Consider the following 14,032-nt stretch of genomic DNA (forward strand, 5'->3'; position numbering starts at 1 on the left):
GGCCCACCCATGAACCTGATCGGACGCATCGTCACCAAGATCCTCGGCAACGAGAACCGCCCCGTCGACCGGGACGACCGGAACGCCAGCACGGCGACGCCGCTCGGCCGCCTCGTGACGAAGATCCTGGGCAAGTAGGCGCGCCGTTCGCCGCGCGCCCGGGCCGGGCGCGCGGCGGACCGTCAGGCGCTCAGTTCGCCACGGCGCTGGCGGTCTCCTTGAGCACCGGCGCGGCGGGGATCGAGTGCTGCCAGAAGGTGCCGGTCCGGCCCTTCTCGAACCCGGCGTCGTACAGGGCCCGCATGTAGGCGGTGTCGAAGCCCTTCGCGGCGGACGCCTTGGGGCCGTTCTCGTCGATGTAAGTGAGATTGAAGCCGATGCCGTTGGTGCGTGCCAGCGCGTAGGTCGCCGTCAGCGTCGCGCGGGAGCGGGCGCGGCTCGCCGTCGTGAAGGAGCGCTCGACGATCGAGAGCGTGTTGTCTTTCGTGACCTCGAATTCCGGCTCCAGGCGGCCATTGATCACCACGTAGATCTCGGCCTTGCCGCCGGTGCGGATCCGCCCGTCGCGCAGCAGCAGGGTCTGCGGCAGGGTGAAGACCGGGGTCACCACCGAGCCGTCGACGTGCATCTCCTGGAAGCGCGCGTCGCCGGCCGAGACGTCGATGAACTGGGGCGGGAACACCGCCGGGATGCTGGCCGAGGCCGCCAGGACGTCGCGGAACAGCTGGCGGGCGTTGGGCACCCCGCTCGCCGCGATGGCGCCCATGTTCCAGATCACCGCGCGCTGGGAATCGAGGTTCGTCGTCACGACGAGCAGGCGCCGGCCCTTCGCGTGCTCCTCGGCCACGGCCTTGAGGAGGTCGTCCGTGACGTAGCGGTCGATGAGGTTGCGCAGGCGCCCGTCGCCGAACAGGCCCGAGCCGAACAGCACGTTGGCCAGGTTCGGCGAGGCCACCAGCTCGCTGGCGACGCCGCTCGTGTAGAACTCGGTCAGGTAGGCGTCGTAGGCCGGGCCCAGGAACGCGAAGGGCGCGATCAGCGCCCCCGTCGAGACGCCGGAGACCAGGGTGAATTCCGGCCGCTTGCCGGACGCCGTCCAGCCGTTGAGCACGCCCGCCCCGTAGGCGCCGTCGCCGCCGCCGCCCGACAGGGCCAGGTAGGAGAAGCCCTTGAGGCGCCGCTCCGGATTGGCGGCGAGCGCCGCGATCGTGTCCACCGACGCGTCCGCGAAGACGCGCGCGCCGGGAATGCCGGGCACGGTGGCGAACGCCGCCTGCTCGGCGCTGTAGGGCGTCCGCGGAACGCTGCCGCAGGCCGCGACCTGACCCGCCAGCCCGAACGCCACCGCCATGCGCAGGCTGACCTGACGAACACCCATCGTCACTTCCTCGAACCGCGAAACGCGCCCACTCTGACACACGGAACGAGCTTGGCCGTATCGCCTGTTCCGTCTTAGCCGGCTTCGAGGGAGCGATAAGGCCGCGCTGTTGCGGTGGGGTCACGTTCCCACGCGATCGGGGCGCGAGCGTGGCCGTGGAGGCCACACCCCGGACGGCGCGGCGGCGTACCGGGCCGTCCCGGTCCTGGCCAGTCCGGACCATTGGCGGTGGACAGGCGGCGTGGCGGTCGGCGCCCGGTGGTCGCCTGCCCTTGCAAGGTTCGCGAACGCCGCGCTAGGGTTCCCCCGTGGCCTGGCGAGACAGGGTGTCGCACGTGATGCGGCAGCCGGTGCGCGAGGGCGCGGTCTGCGTGGCGAGACGGCCGTCCGAGAGAACGGCCGCTGTCGGCCTGGAAAACACGGACTTGCCTTCGGGAACGCAGCCGAGCCGCAGGGGGCGGAGGGGATGATGGAAGCGGGTCTCGGCTGGACGGACGATCGCGTGGCGATGCTGCGCCGCCTGTGGGAAGACGGGCAGAGCGCCAGCAAGATCGCGGCGCAACTCGGCGGCGTCACCCGCAACGCCGTCATCGGCAAGGTTCACCGCCTGGGTCTGGCCGGTCGCGCCCGCGGCGGCGAGGAAGCCGCCACTGCCGCGCCGCCCTCGAAGACGGTCGAGATCGAGACCGCCATCGCGGTGGTCGAGACGCAGGCGCCCGAGCCGGTGGCGATCCTGACCCATCGTCCGGCACCGGAATTCCCGGCGCCCGCGCCGGCCGCGGCGCCCGAGCCCGTGGCCCTCGCGGTGTCGCAGCGCGTCACCATCATGGACCTCCGGGAATCCATGTGCCGCTGGCCCCTCGGCGACCCGACGACGCCGGAATTCCGCTTCTGCGGCGCCCGGTCGATCACCGGCCTGCCCTACTGCACCCACCACGCCGAGATCGCCTACCAGCCCGCCACCGAGCGGAAGCGCGATCGCCGCGTCGCCTCGTTCCGCTGAGCCGCCGCGCCGTCAGGGCCCTGCCCGATCGCGCAGCGATCGTGCGCGGCCCTCGGCCTCCGCTCTGACGCGCTCTCTGGCGCCGAACCGGCAGCCATTTCGGCGGAGTGCGCTCTAGCGCAGCGTCACGCCGGCTTCGCCGAGGAAGCGGGCGGTCCCGGGATTGACCCGGTCCGCCGGGACGAGGCCGACGAGGTTCTTCGGCTGGGCGGCGATGAGATCGGTCCGCGCCAGCGCCCCGACGACGCGGTAGGCCGTCTCCGCGTCGAGGCCGGGCCGCGCGAGCACGAAGCTCCAGGATCCGACCGTCTCGATCGGCTCCGCCTGCCCGGCGAAGCTGCCCGCGGGAACCGTGAGGCGCCGCGTCGCCGCGCCGGGCTGCGCGAGGCGCGCGATGCCCGCCTCCGACGGCCCGAAGAACCGCGCACCGCCCGGGTCCGCGGCCAGCGCGTGGAAGCCCGGCCAGTCGAGGCCGCCGCCCCAGAGCGCGTCGGCGCGGCCCTCACGCACCAGTGTCGGGCCGTCGCCGGCTCGATCGAGGAGGATCGGGCTGATGTCGCGCTCGGGATCGAGGCCCGACGCGCCGAGGACGCTCCGGCCCATGACGGTGAGGCCGGACTTGTGCGTGCCGAGCACGACCCTGCGTCCGCGCAGATCCGCCACGGAGCGGATCGCGCTGCCGGCCGGAACCACGAACAGGCCCGGCGTCGGGTACATCGGCGCCAGAACGGTCAGGCCGCCGCCCTCGGCGAGGGTCGGGTAGGCGTACTCGCCCTGCACGAGGCCGAGATCGACGCGGCCGGCGCGGAGGAGGCCGACATTCTCGGACGACCCGCCGGTGGCGCGCCGCTCGACGGTCAGGGCCGGGTCCGCGGCCGCGATCGCGCCGGCGAAGGCCTCCCCGAAGGCCGGGAAGCCGCCGCCCGGGGTCGCGGTGGCGAGCACGACGCGGAGCGCCTCGGCGGCGCGCGCCGGCCGCGCCAGCATCAGCCCGAGGCCCGCCAGCAGAGCGGCTCGACGAGTCGGCCGCCGGGCGAGGCTCGGCGCCGCGGACGCGGAGGAAGGTGGGGAGCGGCCCGCCGTCGTCGCGGAAGCGAGAGAATGAAATTCCATCAGGAACCGATCGCTCAATAAAGGCCTTCCACCCCGTCACGAAAGTTCGCCGGATTCCGGAAAGAACTTTCGGTAACGGCACTTAGCCCGATTGCTCCGGCCGCGGCAACGCGATATCGCAGCCTCCCGTCCGGGCCGGTCAAGCCTCCCACGCGAGGGCGATCCCTTGGCGGCGCCTTTCCCGGACACGACATCTGTCCGATCCGTCACCACGAGCAGGAGTTCCGCGATGGCCGATACCCTCAACGCACCGGCGAAGGTCGGCCACGGCCGTGTCTACGGCTCGATCACCGAGACGATCGGCAACACCCCCTTGGTGCGCCTGAACCGGCTGCCCAAGGAGCACGGCGTCGACGCCGAGATCCTGCTGAAGCTCGAGTTCTTCAACCCGATCGCCAGCGTGAAGGACCGCATCGGCGTCAACATGATCGATGCCCTGGAGGCCTCCGGCAAGCTCCAGCCCGGCGGCACGCTGGTCGAGCCGACCTCGGGCAACACCGGCATCGCCCTCGCCTTCACGGCGGCGGCCCGCGGCTACCGCCTCATCCTGGTGATGCCCGAGACGATGTCGCTCGAGCGGCGCAAGATGCTCGCCTTCCTGGGCGCGGAGCTCGCGCTCACGCCGGGCGCGCAGGGCATGAAGGGCGCGATCGCCAAGGCCGAGGAGCTGCTGAAGGAGATCCCGGGCTCGGTCATGCCGCAGCAATTCTCGAACCCGGCCAACCCCGAGATCCACCGGAAGACCACCGCCGAGGAGATCTGGAGCGACACGGGCGGCCAGCTCGACGCGTTCGTGGCCGGTGTCGGCACCGGCGGCACCGTGACGGGCGTCGGCGAGGTGCTGAAGCCGCGCCTGCCGAACCTGAAGGTCTTCGCGGTCGAGCCCGAGGATTCCCCGGTGATCTCCGGCGGCCAGCCCGGCCCGCACAAGATCCAGGGCATCGGCGCCGGGTTCATCCCCGACAACCTCCACACCAACATCCTCGACGGCGTCCTGAAGGTCACCAACCAGGCGGCCTTCGAGACCTCCCGGGCGCTCGCCCGGCTGGAGGGCATCCCCGGCGGCATCTCCACAGGCGGCAACGTCGCCGCGGCGCTGGAGTTGGCCAAGCGCCCCGAGTTCCAGGGCAAGCGGATCGTGACCGTCGCCTGCTCGTTCGCCGAGCGCTACATCTCGTCCGCCCTGTTCGACGGGATCGGCTGAGTCCGGCACCGGAGCGGCCTTCGAGCCTCTCCCCTACGGCCTGCCATCAGGACCGCGCCGACACCGATCGGCGCGGTCCTCGTCCTGGCCGCGAACGTCGTGATCGACGCACCGAAACAAATTTTTCGTTCTATCATTCGCCTAGTTTCGCTCTTGAAGATTTAAATCGATCGACTTCAGACAATAGCTATAGTCTGATACCGATCTCGGATCGAGAACGACGGAAATTTACGCCGATCCACCGCGTCTGGACGAGAGAAGAGCTTTCCGCTAACGCCGGTTGGCGAACGGACAATGCTTCTTACCATGCGCGGCCTCCTGATTCTCGTGTTCGGCCTCTGGGCTCAGGCGGCGATGGCCCAGGGTTTCGCGGTCCACGACCTGACCGGGCTGGCCGAAGCCGCCAGAGCGGCGCTCGGGCCGGAAGCCACGGCACAGGCGGAGGCGCAGCGTCTCGGCCTGCACTGCGCCGCCTGCACGGGCGCCCCATCGATCGAGATGCGGATCGGGCGCCTGACCGACGGGACTGAGGCCCGGGTCCGCTCGGGCCGGACCACCCTCGCGGCGCTCGAGGCGATCTGCGTGAAGCGCAATCCGGATTGCCGCCTCTCGTCACTGCCCGCAAGACCCGCAGTCGGCTGGATGAGCGTGTACGCGCTGGACGGCGGTGCCGGAGCCACCGCGGTCATCCTCAAGGACGGCGATCTGCTGACGATCGAGGCCCGGGCGTCGGATCGCGGGGCCGCGGAGGACTCGGCGCGGCGTCTCGTGCGGGCCGTCCTGTCCCGGATCGTCGGCCCCGAGACCTGAACCGCGCGCCGCCGATGCCCGGTCGGCGCAACCCTCCTCGGCCGCCTCCGTTGTCTCCCGAAGAGGCAGAGAGGCGAGCCATGACAGAACAGACCGGACGACCGTCGCGGGAAGACCCCGACGCCCAGGCCGCCACCGAGACCGAGACGCCGCGCGAGAAGCTCGGCCAGATGGAAGACAAGGCGCGGTCCGGCACCGATCTCGGCGAGGCGATCGACCGCGCCACCGCCGCTGTCGGCCAGGACGACGGGAAGCGCTGATGGTCAGGCCGACGAGCGAATCCGGGACGGTCACCCGCAAGCCCGACGACAAGGTCGGGTCGCGCGGGAGTCCGCCCGCCGGGGGCGGCCATCAGACCTCCGATCAGGCCGCGATCACCGACATGGGCTCCGGCGAGACGCCGCGGACCGAACCCAAGGAGGGATGGGGCGCGGCGGGAGAACCGGGGCGCGCGCCGCCCGCGGTCGGCGGCTCCTCGGGGGGCCACTCGGACCAGAAGGCCTCGCGAGGTCCGGCCGCCGACACGAAGGTCGCTGGTGGACACTACCGGGCGGAGCAGGAGAACCGGGAATGACCGATGGCCGAGAGACCGGCTCGCAGCCGGACAAACCGAAGAACGTCGCCCCGGACGCGGTCAAGGACCCGAACGAGAAGACGGAGGGCAAGCCCGGACACGGGACGCCCTCCGGCGGCAAGCAGAACGACGAGACCGATCCCGGAAGCAGCTGACGCGGCCGGGCCGAACGGCGCCGCGGCGGGATACGCGCCGCGGCTCTTCGGGGCTCAGGAGAGCCGGAAAGGGATCGGGCCGGCAGCCAGCGGCACGTCGCCGGGACGGCAGCCCGTCTCGACGCAGGCGTAGCGGATCGCGTCCTGGCGGCTGCGGAAGATGCCTCCGGCGCGCCCACCGGCCTCGACCGCGACCCAGTGACCCTCGCCGTCCTGGCCGACGAGGTACGAGGGCGGCGCGGCGGCGGCCGGGGCGAGTGACGGAAGCGGGTTCAACGCGACGGGCATCGGTGTCACGGGGTTCACGCGGGCCTCTCGGGTCCGCCCCACCGAGGTATCGCCCCCGGCATAAGGGTTCGATGGGTCCGAGAGCGGCCAGGAATAAGGACCGCATCAGCAACCGGGCCTGAGCGCCCGGTTGCCGGTCGTTCACGATCGGTGACGGTCACCCGCCTCAGGCGGCGTTCTCCTTCGACCGCTCGGCCCGCTTGCGGTCGTTCGGGTCGAGGATCGCCTTGCGCAGGCGGATCGACTTCGGCGTCACCTCGACCAGCTCGTCGTCCTGGATCCAGGCCAGCGAGCGCTCGAGCGTCATCCGGATCGGCGGGGTGAGGCGGACGGCCTCGTCCTTCGAGGTGGTGCGGATGTTGGTGAGCTTCTTGCCCTTGAGCACGTTCACCTCGAGATCGTTCTCGCGGTTGTGCTCGCCGACGATCATGCCCTGGTACACCTTCCAGCCCGGCTCGATCATCATCGGGCCGCGGTCCTCCAGGTTCCACATGGCGTAGGCCACGGCCTCGCCCTGGTCGTTGGAGATCAGCACGCCGTTGCGCCGGCCCGGCATCTCGCCCTTGTAGGGCTCGTAGGCCTTGAACAGCCGGTTCATGATCGCGGTGCCGCGGGTGTCGGTGAGCAGCTCGCCCTGGTAGCCGATCAGGCCGCGGGTGGGCGCGTGGAACACGAGGCGCAGGCGATTGCCGCCGGACGGCCGCATCTCCAGCATCTCGGCCTTCCGCTCGGACATCTTCTGCACGACGACGCCGGAATGCTCCTCGTCGACGTCGATCACGACCTCCTCGATCGGCTCCAGGAGACCGCCGGCCTCGTCGCGCTCGTACACGACCCGCGGCCGCGACACGGCGATCTCGAAGCCCTCGCGGCGCATGGTCTCGATCAGGATCGAGAGCTGCAGCTCGCCGCGGCCCGAGACGTAGAAGCTGTCCTTGTCGGCGGCTTCCTCGATCTTGAGCGTGACGTTGCCCTCGGCCTCCTTGAACAGGCGGTCGCGGATCATGCGGCTCGTGACCTTGTCGCCCTCGGTGCCGGCGAGCGGGCTGTCGTTGACGATGAACGACATCGTCACGGTCGGCGGGTCGATCGGCTGCGCCTGGATCGGGGTCTCGACCTGCGGGTCGCAGAAGGTGTCGGCCACGGTGCCCTTGATAAGACCGGCGATCGACACGATGTCGCCCGCCTCGCCGATGTCGATCGGCGCGCGCTCCAGGCCGCGGAAGGCGAGGATCTTCGACACGCGACCGGTCTCGACGACCTTGCCGTGACGGTCGAGCACCTTGATCTGCTGGTTCGGCTTCACCGAGCCCGCGGCGATGCGGCCGGTGATGATGCGGCCGAGGAACGGGTTGGCCTCGAGCAGGGTGCCGAGCATCCGGAACGGTCCCTCCTCGGTCCGGGCCGGCGGCACGTGCTTCAGGACCAGGTCGAACAGGGGCTCGAGGCCCACCGACGGGTCGGCCTCAGGGGTGTCGGCCATCCAGCCGTTGCGGCCCGACCCGTAGAGGATCGGGAAGTCGAGCTGCTCGTCGGTGGCGTCGAGGGCGGCGAACAGGTCGAAGACCTCGTTCACGACCTCGTTGATCCGGGCGTCCGGACGATCGACCTTGTTGATCGCCACGATCGGGCGCAGGCCGATCTTGAGCGCCTTGCCGACCACGAACTTGGTCTGGGGCATCGGCCCCTCGGCGGCGTCGACCAGCACGATCACGCCGTCGACCATCGACAGGATGCGCTCGACCTCGCCGCCGAAATCGGCGTGGCCGGGGGTGTCGACGATGTTGACGCGGGTCTCCTTCCAGACGACCGAGGTCGCCTTGGCGAGGATCGTGATGCCACGCTCCTTCTCGAGGTCGTTCGAGTCCATCGCCCGCTCCTCGACCCGCTGATTCTCGCGGAAGGTGCCGGACTGTGCCAGCAGCTTGTCGACGAGGGTCGTCTTGCCGTGGTCGACGTGAGCGATGATGGCGATGTTGCGCAGATTCATGGCGGCCCGAAACGGGTTGTGCCGGCTCCCTGGCGGCCGCGCGGCGCGGCCGTCCGCGCCGGTTCAGGTACGGAGTCGTGGTGGTTGCGTCGCAATATAAGGACGCGCGCGCTTGGGCAAGGCCGCTGAGGTCATGGGGGCGTCGCGTTGCCGGGATTGCTGGGGGCAGATCCGAGGCCGGCACCGCGCGCCGGGCGCGGTTCGGCCGTCGCTGCAGGGCTGCTCTGCAGCGCCCTCCCCTGAGCCGGCTGCCCTATATGACGGCACGATGACGCCGCGACCGGCGCGAAGCCGTCCGTATCGGGTTATATTGGATGAAACCGGCTCCCTCGGGTAGCGTATCGGCCAGGATCAGGCGTCCGGCTGCGGCGATTCGGCCCTCGGGCCGCCGGGGCGGGCTTTCCCCGGAAGGACACGATGCGCGCGCTTGAGCCGCGGCTGTTCCCGTATATCTGGCGCTACTCGAAGGGCGCGCAGCTCCGGATCTGCGCCGTCGTGCTGGCGTCGCTCCCGTTCTATTTCGCCTCGCTCGACCTGCCGAAGCGCATCGTCAACGACGCGATCACCGGGAAGGCCTACGCGCACGGCGAGGCGACCGCGCCGTTCCTCGAGCTCACCGTCGAGTGGCCCGCCTTCCTGGGCGGCGGCAAGACCCACCTGTTCGAGGGGTTCCAGCTCGACCGGTTCGAGCTGCTCCTGAGCCTGTCGACCCTGTTCCTCTGCCTCGTCCTGATCAACGGCGCGTTCAAGTTCTGGATCAACCTGCAGAAGGGCATCCTCGGTGAGCGGATGCTGCGCCGTCTGCGCTTCCAGCTGTTCTCTCTGATGCTGCGCTTCTCGCCGGAGACGCAGCGGGAGGTGAAATCCTCCGAGACCGCGACGATCATCCGCGACGAGGTCGAGCCGATCGGCTCGTTCATCGGCGACGCGATCGTGGTGCCGGTGTTCCTCGGTACGCAGGCCGCGACGGCGCTGGCCTTCATCATGATGCAGAACATGTGGCTCGGCATCGCGGCCGGCGGCATGGTCGCCGTGCAGATGATCGTGATCCCGCGGCTGCGGCGGGAGATCATCCGCCTCAGCCGGCAGCGCCAGATCGCGTCCCGCGCCCTCGCGGGCCGCGTCGCCGAGGTGCTCGACGGCCTGCAGGCGGTGACGCTGAACGACACCGGCCGCTGGGAGCGGGCGGAGATCGGCGGCCGCCTCTACCGGCTCTACGACCTGCGGCTGCGGATCTACCGCCGCAAGTTCGCGGTGAAGTACCTCAACAACCTGCTCGCGCAGGTGACGCCGTTCCTGTTCTACGCGATCGGCGGCTACTTCGCCCTGAAGGGCCAGCTCGACATCGGCCAGCTCGTGGCGGTCCTGGCCGCCTATCGCGACCTGCCGCCGCCCCTCAAGGAGCTGATCGACTGGGACCAGCAGCGCCTCGACGTCGAGGTCAAGTACGAGACCGTGGCGGCGCATTTCGGCCCGCAGCGGCTGATGCCGGCGGAGCACGAATCCGAGCGCGCGGCGCCTCGCCTCGGCGGCCCGCTGCGGCTCGAGGGCCTGCAGCTGCGCGATCCGCAGGGCGGCTCCCTGATCGAGATCGGCGACGCGGAGGTGCGCCTCCCCGGGCGCGTCGCCCTGGTCCCGCCCGGGCCGATCGCGCAGGAATTCGTCCGGATCCTCGCCGGGCTGCAGTCGCCGCCCGGGGGTACGGTCCGGATCGGCGAGCACGACCTCTCCACGCTGCCGCGCCGCGACCACGCGCGGCGCATCGCCTACGCGGGCGTCCAGCCCGTGCTGTTCCCCGGGACGCTGCGCGACAACATCCTCTACGGGCTGCGCGTGCACCCGCTGCGCACCAACAGCCTCGATCTGAGCAAGGCGCGGATCAACGAGGCGGTGAAGACCGGCAATCCCTGCGACAGCGTCGAGGACCCCTGGATCGACTTCAAGCGCCTCGGCGTCCGGGATGCCGGCGAGCTCGACGAGCGCCTGCTCGACCTGCTCGGCCGGCTCGACCTCGGCGACGAGCTCTACCGGTTCGGGCTCGGCGCCCTGAGTTCGGTGGCCCATGACACGCCGGTGGGGCAGCGCATGATCGCCGCGCGGGAGCACCTGCGCGAGCATTTCGCCCAGAAGGGCCTCGCCGACCTCGTGATCCCCTTCGCCCGGGGCCACTACAACGAGCAGGCCACCGTCGGGGAGAACCTGCTGTTCGGCGTCCCCCGCGACCCGACGCTGACGGACCCGCGCCGCCTCGCCGGCGTCCCCCTGTTCCGCGACGCGCTGGAGAAGGTGAAGCTCCTCGACGAGCTCGACCGGATGGGCGTCGCCATCGCCAGCAACCTCAAGGACATCTTCGCCGACGTGCCGCCGGGCCACCCACTGTTCCGGCGGTTCTCGCTGATCACCCCGGACGCGCTGCCGGACTACCTGCGCCGGCTCGCGCGGCTGCCCGACGAGGGGCGCCTGAGCGAGACCGACAGCGTCGCCTTCCTGGCGCTGGCCCTCGCCTATGTCGAGCCGCGGATGCGCTTCGGACTGCTCGACGAGACCCTGGCCAAGCGCATGGTCGGCGCACGGGCGGTCGTGCAGGGCTTCATGCACGGCGACGACGGGTGCGACGTCGAATCCTACGACCCGAACCGGATCAACCCGCGCAGCACCGTCCTCGACAACCTCCTGTTCGGCCGCATCGACACGGCGCGGATGCACGGCGAGGCGCTGATCCAGAAGGAGGCCCGCGCGGTGTTCCGGGAGTTCGACCTGGAGCGGCCGATCCAGCGGCGCGGCCTCGAGAAGGAGGTCGGCAACCGCGGGCAGCTGCTCGCCGAGCGCGTCCGGGTCCGGGTCGGCCTCGCGCGGGCGATCCTGCGCGAGCCGGAGATCCTCGTGATCGACCGGGTGGACGAGCACCTGGAGCGGGGCGTCGACACCCTGCTCGACGTGACCGAGACCGCCCTGCCCCGGGCCAGCCTCGTGGCGAGCCTGTCGCCGGAATCGGATCCAGCCCGGTTCCCGGCGCGCCTGCCGATCCGGAGTGCCGAAGCGCGCCTGCGCACGGCGGCGGAATGACGTGAGCGTGACCGGTCCGCGCGGGGCGCGGCCGGCGGTTTACAGGGCTGCCCGTCTGCGGCACAGGATGGCACCCCATGCCAACATTCTCGGACGCCACCGCGACCTCGGACCGGACGATCCCGAGCCTCGCCGGACTGCCGCGCGTGGTGCCGCCGCACCGTTCCCCGCCGGAGCGCGAGCTGCCGCTGGCCGCCTACCTGCGCTCGATCCGCGACAACGCGCTGGCGGGCTTCCCCCGCCGCGCCTTCGAGGAGCCGGTCACCCGCCGCGGCCTGCTCGGACGGTCGAGCTTCGTGCTGAACGACCCCGAGGCGATCCGCCGGGTCCTGGTCGAGAATCAGGCGAACTACGCCCGCACCACCGGGACGACCCGCATCCTGCGCCCGATCCTCGGCGATGGGCTCCTGATCAGCGAGGGCTCCGCGTGGCGGCACCAGCGCCGGACCCTGGCGCCGGCCTTCACGCCGCGGGCGATCGACGGTCTGGTGCCCCATATCGCCGCCGCCGTGACCGACGGGATGGAGCGGATCGCCGCCGAGGCCGCGGCGGGGCCGGTCGACCTGTTCACGTCCTTCTACCGGCTCGCCCTCGAGATCGCCGGGCGCGCGATGTTCTCGGTGGGCATGGACGAGCACGGCGCCGAGCTGCGCCAGTTCATCGCCGAGTACGCCGAGCGGATGGGGCGGCCGCACCTCCTCGACATCGTGACCCCCCCGGGCTGGCCGGTCCCCCTCGACTGGTCGCGCCGCCGCTTCCGGCGCCGGTGGATCCCTTTCCTCGACCGGATCATCGCGGCGCGCCGGGCGGCGGAGGGGGACAGGGCCCGCTCGGGCGACCTCCTCGACCTGCTCGCGGCCGCCCGCAATCCGGATACCGGCGCCGCCTTCACGCCCGACGAGCTGCGCGACCAGGTCGCCACCATGATCCTGGCGGGCCACGAGACCACCGCCGGCACGCTGTTCTGGGCCGCCTACCTGCTGGCCCTCGCGCCGCAGGTGCAGGAGCGGGTCGCCGCCGAGGCGCGGGCCGCCGACCTCACCGACCCCACCGGCTGCCAGAGCGACGGGCGGCTGCCGCTCACCCGCGCGGTGATCGACGAGACCCTGCGCCTGTACCCGGCGGCCTTCGTGGTCGTCCGGCGGGCGCTGGGCCCGGACACGGTGGCGGGCCACACCGTGAAGGCGAGCGACATCGTCATGGTGAGCCCATGGGTGCTCCACCGGCACCGGTCGCTCTGGTCGGATCCGGACGCGTTCGATCCCGGCCGCTTCCTGCCCGGCGCCCCGGCCCCGCGACGCTTCGCCTACCTGCCCTTCGGGGCCGGCCCGCGGGTCTGCATCGGCGCGCAGTTCGCTCTGAGCGAGGCCGTCCTGTCCCTGGCGCGGGTGCTGCAGCGCTTCCGGCTGGTGCTCGACGAGCGCGAGCCCGTGCTGCCCCAGGCGGTCGTGACGACCCAGCCGGATCGCCCCGCGCGCTTCCGGCTGATCCCCCGCGAGCCGGTCAGCCCCTGATCCCGGTGATCGTCGCCGAGATCGCGCGGGCGTCGCGCATCGGCCAGCGGCCGCTCTCCACCTGCGCCAGGAAGTCGTCGAGGAGCCGGTTGTAGGCGTCCGGCTCCTCGACCGAGAGGGCGTGGCCGGTATTGGGCAGCACGGCGAGGGCCGCCGAGGGGATGACCCGCTTGAGCATCAGGCTGGGGGCGAGGCAGGGCCAGTCCTCGTCGCCGGCGACGATCAGGGTCGGGACCGTCATGCGCCCCAGCTCGTCCGTGAGGTCGTAGAGCGACGGCCGCCCCTTCTGCACGCCGGCCTGGGTGTTGGCCGAGCCGAGGGCCGAGTGCTCGGCCAGCATCCGCTTGAACTCGGCGTGGCCGCGCGGATCCTTGGTCTCGAACTGCACCCGCGTCGGCCCGACGGCGTAGCGCTCCGCGAAGGCCGCCATGCCGTCGCGGAGCAGCATGGCGGCGGTGGCGTCCGCCTCGGCGCGGAACAGGGCCTGCCGCTCGGGCTCCGCGCCGTAGCCGCAGCCGCCGAGGCACAGCGACAGCGCGCGGCCGGGGTGCCGCAGGCCGAAATGCAGGGTCGCGAAGGCGCCCATCGAGATGCCGGCGACGTGGGCCTTCGGCGCGCCGAGATGGTCGAGGACGGCCAGGATGTCGTCGGCGGCGCGCGCCTGCGCGTAGGCCGAGACGGCCTCCGGCACGTCGGAGGGCGGGTAGCCCCGGGCGTTGAACGCGACCGCGCGGTAGCGCCGGCCGAAATGGCGCAGCTGCGCCTCGTAGCTGCGATGATCGCCGGCGAATTCGTGGACGAAGATCAGCGGCGTCCCGTGGCCGCTCTCCTCGTAGTGGAGCCGTACCCCGTCGTCCGTCGTGGCGCTCGGCATCGCGATCCTCTCATCGACCTCCCCCGGTCTCCGAGATGGCGCGTCGGGGCGCCCGGTCGAGTG

14 protein-coding genes are annotated in these 14,032 nt (G+C 71.5%); 9 read left to right on the forward strand and 5 right to left on the reverse strand.

From position 1 onward, the window contains the following. The first annotated feature begins 9 nt into the window (after window positions 1-9). Entirely contained in the window at window positions 10-138 is a 129-nt protein-coding gene (locus tag LOK46_RS17890) for a hypothetical protein (protein ID WP_012320301.1), read from the forward strand. 52 nt (window positions 139-190) lie between these two features. On the opposite strand, the gene LOK46_RS17895 is transcribed toward LOK46_RS17890, so the two are convergent. Then, a complete protein-coding gene (locus LOK46_RS17895) occupies window positions 191-1,378 on the reverse strand; it encodes a patatin-like phospholipase family protein (protein WP_273559344.1) in 1,188 nt (395 codons plus the stop codon). A gap of 466 nt (window positions 1,379-1,844) precedes the next feature. Between LOK46_RS17895 and LOK46_RS17900 the strand changes: the two genes are divergently transcribed. Beyond that, window positions 1,845-2,381 (forward strand): GcrA family cell cycle regulator, encoded by a 537-nt coding sequence (locus tag LOK46_RS17900; RefSeq protein ID WP_443192825.1) that lies wholly within the window; start codon window positions 1,845-1,847, stop codon window positions 2,379-2,381. 114 nt (window positions 2,382-2,495) lie between these two features. Here the strand turns inward: LOK46_RS17900 and LOK46_RS17905 are convergent, their stop codons facing one another. Further along, the gene (locus tag LOK46_RS17905; RefSeq protein WP_273559345.1) at window positions 2,496-3,368 is read right to left on the reverse strand and encodes a TAXI family TRAP transporter solute-binding subunit; all 873 of its coding nucleotides are present in this window, start codon (window positions 3,366-3,368) and stop codon (window positions 2,496-2,498) included. Window positions 3,369-3,723: 355 nt separating this feature from the next. On the opposite strand from LOK46_RS17905, the gene cysK reads away from it, so the two are divergent. From cysK to LOK46_RS17930, 5 genes are all read left to right on the forward strand, one after another. Beyond that, complete coding sequence (gene cysK / locus LOK46_RS17910; RefSeq protein ID WP_070999936.1) at window positions 3,724-4,698, forward strand: cysteine synthase A; 975 nt, start codon at window positions 3,724-3,726, stop codon at window positions 4,696-4,698. Between the two features lie 306 nt (window positions 4,699-5,004). Beyond that, window positions 5,005-5,508, forward strand: a complete 504-nt coding sequence (locus tag LOK46_RS17915; protein WP_273559349.1) for a hypothetical protein — start codon at window positions 5,005-5,007, stop codon at window positions 5,506-5,508. An 80-nt stretch (window positions 5,509-5,588) separates the two neighbouring features. Next, on the forward strand, window positions 5,589-5,768 hold the full coding sequence (locus LOK46_RS17920) for a hypothetical protein (RefSeq protein WP_273559350.1): 180 nt from the start codon (window positions 5,589-5,591) through the stop codon (window positions 5,766-5,768). Continuing rightward, a complete protein-coding gene (locus LOK46_RS17925) occupies window positions 5,768-6,082 on the forward strand; it encodes a hypothetical protein (protein WP_273559352.1) in 315 nt (104 codons plus the stop codon). The genes LOK46_RS17920 and LOK46_RS17925 overlap by 1 nt, the downstream gene beginning before the upstream one ends. Further along, entirely contained in the window at window positions 6,079-6,237 is a 159-nt protein-coding gene (locus LOK46_RS17930; protein WP_273559354.1) for a hypothetical protein, read from the forward strand. Before LOK46_RS17925 ends, LOK46_RS17930 begins: the two co-directional genes overlap by 4 nt. A 54-nt stretch (window positions 6,238-6,291) precedes the next feature. Here the strand turns inward: LOK46_RS17930 and LOK46_RS17935 are convergent, their stop codons facing one another. Beyond that, a complete protein-coding gene (locus tag LOK46_RS17935; protein WP_443192826.1) occupies window positions 6,292-6,543 on the reverse strand; it encodes an RAG2 PHD domain containing protein in 252 nt (83 codons plus the stop codon). Window positions 6,544-6,691: 148 nt separating this feature from the next. Continuing rightward, the gene (gene typA / locus LOK46_RS17940) at window positions 6,692-8,515 is read right to left on the reverse strand and encodes a translational GTPase TypA (protein ID WP_273559356.1); all 1,824 of its coding nucleotides are present in this window, start codon (window positions 8,513-8,515) and stop codon (window positions 6,692-6,694) included. A gap of 417 nt (window positions 8,516-8,932) precedes the next feature. Between typA and LOK46_RS17945 the strand changes: the two genes are divergently transcribed. Together LOK46_RS17945 and LOK46_RS17950 are read left to right on the forward strand one after the other, a co-directional pair. Further along, the gene (locus LOK46_RS17945) at window positions 8,933-11,581 is read left to right on the forward strand and encodes an ABC transporter ATP-binding protein/permease (RefSeq protein WP_273559358.1); all 2,649 of its coding nucleotides are present in this window, start codon (window positions 8,933-8,935) and stop codon (window positions 11,579-11,581) included. Window positions 11,582-11,658: 77 nt separating this feature from the next. After that, complete coding sequence (locus tag LOK46_RS17950) at window positions 11,659-13,095, forward strand: cytochrome P450 (protein WP_273559360.1); 1,437 nt, start codon at window positions 11,659-11,661, stop codon at window positions 13,093-13,095. On the opposite strand, the gene LOK46_RS17955 is transcribed toward LOK46_RS17950, so the two are convergent. Then, a complete protein-coding gene (locus LOK46_RS17955; protein ID WP_273559362.1) occupies window positions 13,085-13,969 on the reverse strand; it encodes an alpha/beta fold hydrolase in 885 nt (294 codons plus the stop codon). The genes LOK46_RS17950 and LOK46_RS17955 overlap by 11 nt on opposite strands. Window positions 13,970-14,032 lie beyond the last annotated feature (63 nt).

Source organism: Methylobacterium sp. NMS14P, from assembly GCF_028583545.1.
Taxonomy (GTDB): domain Bacteria; phylum Pseudomonadota; class Alphaproteobacteria; order Rhizobiales; family Beijerinckiaceae; genus Methylobacterium.

What these genes read in the sequence shown, in the direction of transcription:
- LOK46_RS17925 (WP_273559352.1), top strand. Translation starts at nt 5,768, where the DNA reads ATGGTCAGGCCGACGAGCGAATCCGGGACGGTCACCCGCAAGCCCGAC.
- LOK46_RS17915 (WP_273559349.1), top strand. Translation starts at nt 5,005, where the DNA reads ATGCGCGGCCTCCTGATTCTCGTGTTCGGCCTCTGGGCTCAGGCGGCG.
- LOK46_RS17895 (WP_273559344.1), bottom strand. Translation starts at nt 1,378, where the DNA reads ATGGGTGTTCGTCAGGTCAGCCTGCGCATGGCGGTGGCGTTCGGGCTG.
- LOK46_RS17945 (WP_273559358.1), top strand. Translation starts at nt 8,933, where the DNA reads ATGCGCGCGCTTGAGCCGCGGCTGTTCCCGTATATCTGGCGCTACTCG.
- LOK46_RS17955 (WP_273559362.1), bottom strand. Translation starts at nt 13,969, where the DNA reads ATGCCGAGCGCCACGACGGACGACGGGGTACGGCTCCACTACGAGGAG.
- LOK46_RS17900 (WP_443192825.1), top strand. Translation starts at nt 1,845, where the DNA reads ATGATGGAAGCGGGTCTCGGCTGGACGGACGATCGCGTGGCGATGCTG.
- LOK46_RS17890 (WP_012320301.1), top strand. Translation starts at nt 10, where the DNA reads ATGAACCTGATCGGACGCATCGTCACCAAGATCCTCGGCAACGAGAAC.
- LOK46_RS17930 (WP_273559354.1), top strand. Translation starts at nt 6,079, where the DNA reads ATGACCGATGGCCGAGAGACCGGCTCGCAGCCGGACAAACCGAAGAAC.
- LOK46_RS17905 (WP_273559345.1), bottom strand. Translation starts at nt 3,368, where the DNA reads ATGCTGGCGCGGCCGGCGCGCGCCGCCGAGGCGCTCCGCGTCGTGCTC.
- LOK46_RS17950 (WP_273559360.1), top strand. Translation starts at nt 11,659, where the DNA reads ATGCCAACATTCTCGGACGCCACCGCGACCTCGGACCGGACGATCCCG.
- LOK46_RS17920 (WP_273559350.1), top strand. Translation starts at nt 5,589, where the DNA reads ATGACAGAACAGACCGGACGACCGTCGCGGGAAGACCCCGACGCCCAG.
- cysK (WP_070999936.1), top strand. Translation starts at nt 3,724, where the DNA reads ATGGCCGATACCCTCAACGCACCGGCGAAGGTCGGCCACGGCCGTGTC.
- typA (WP_273559356.1), bottom strand. Translation starts at nt 8,515, where the DNA reads ATGAATCTGCGCAACATCGCCATCATCGCTCACGTCGACCACGGCAAG.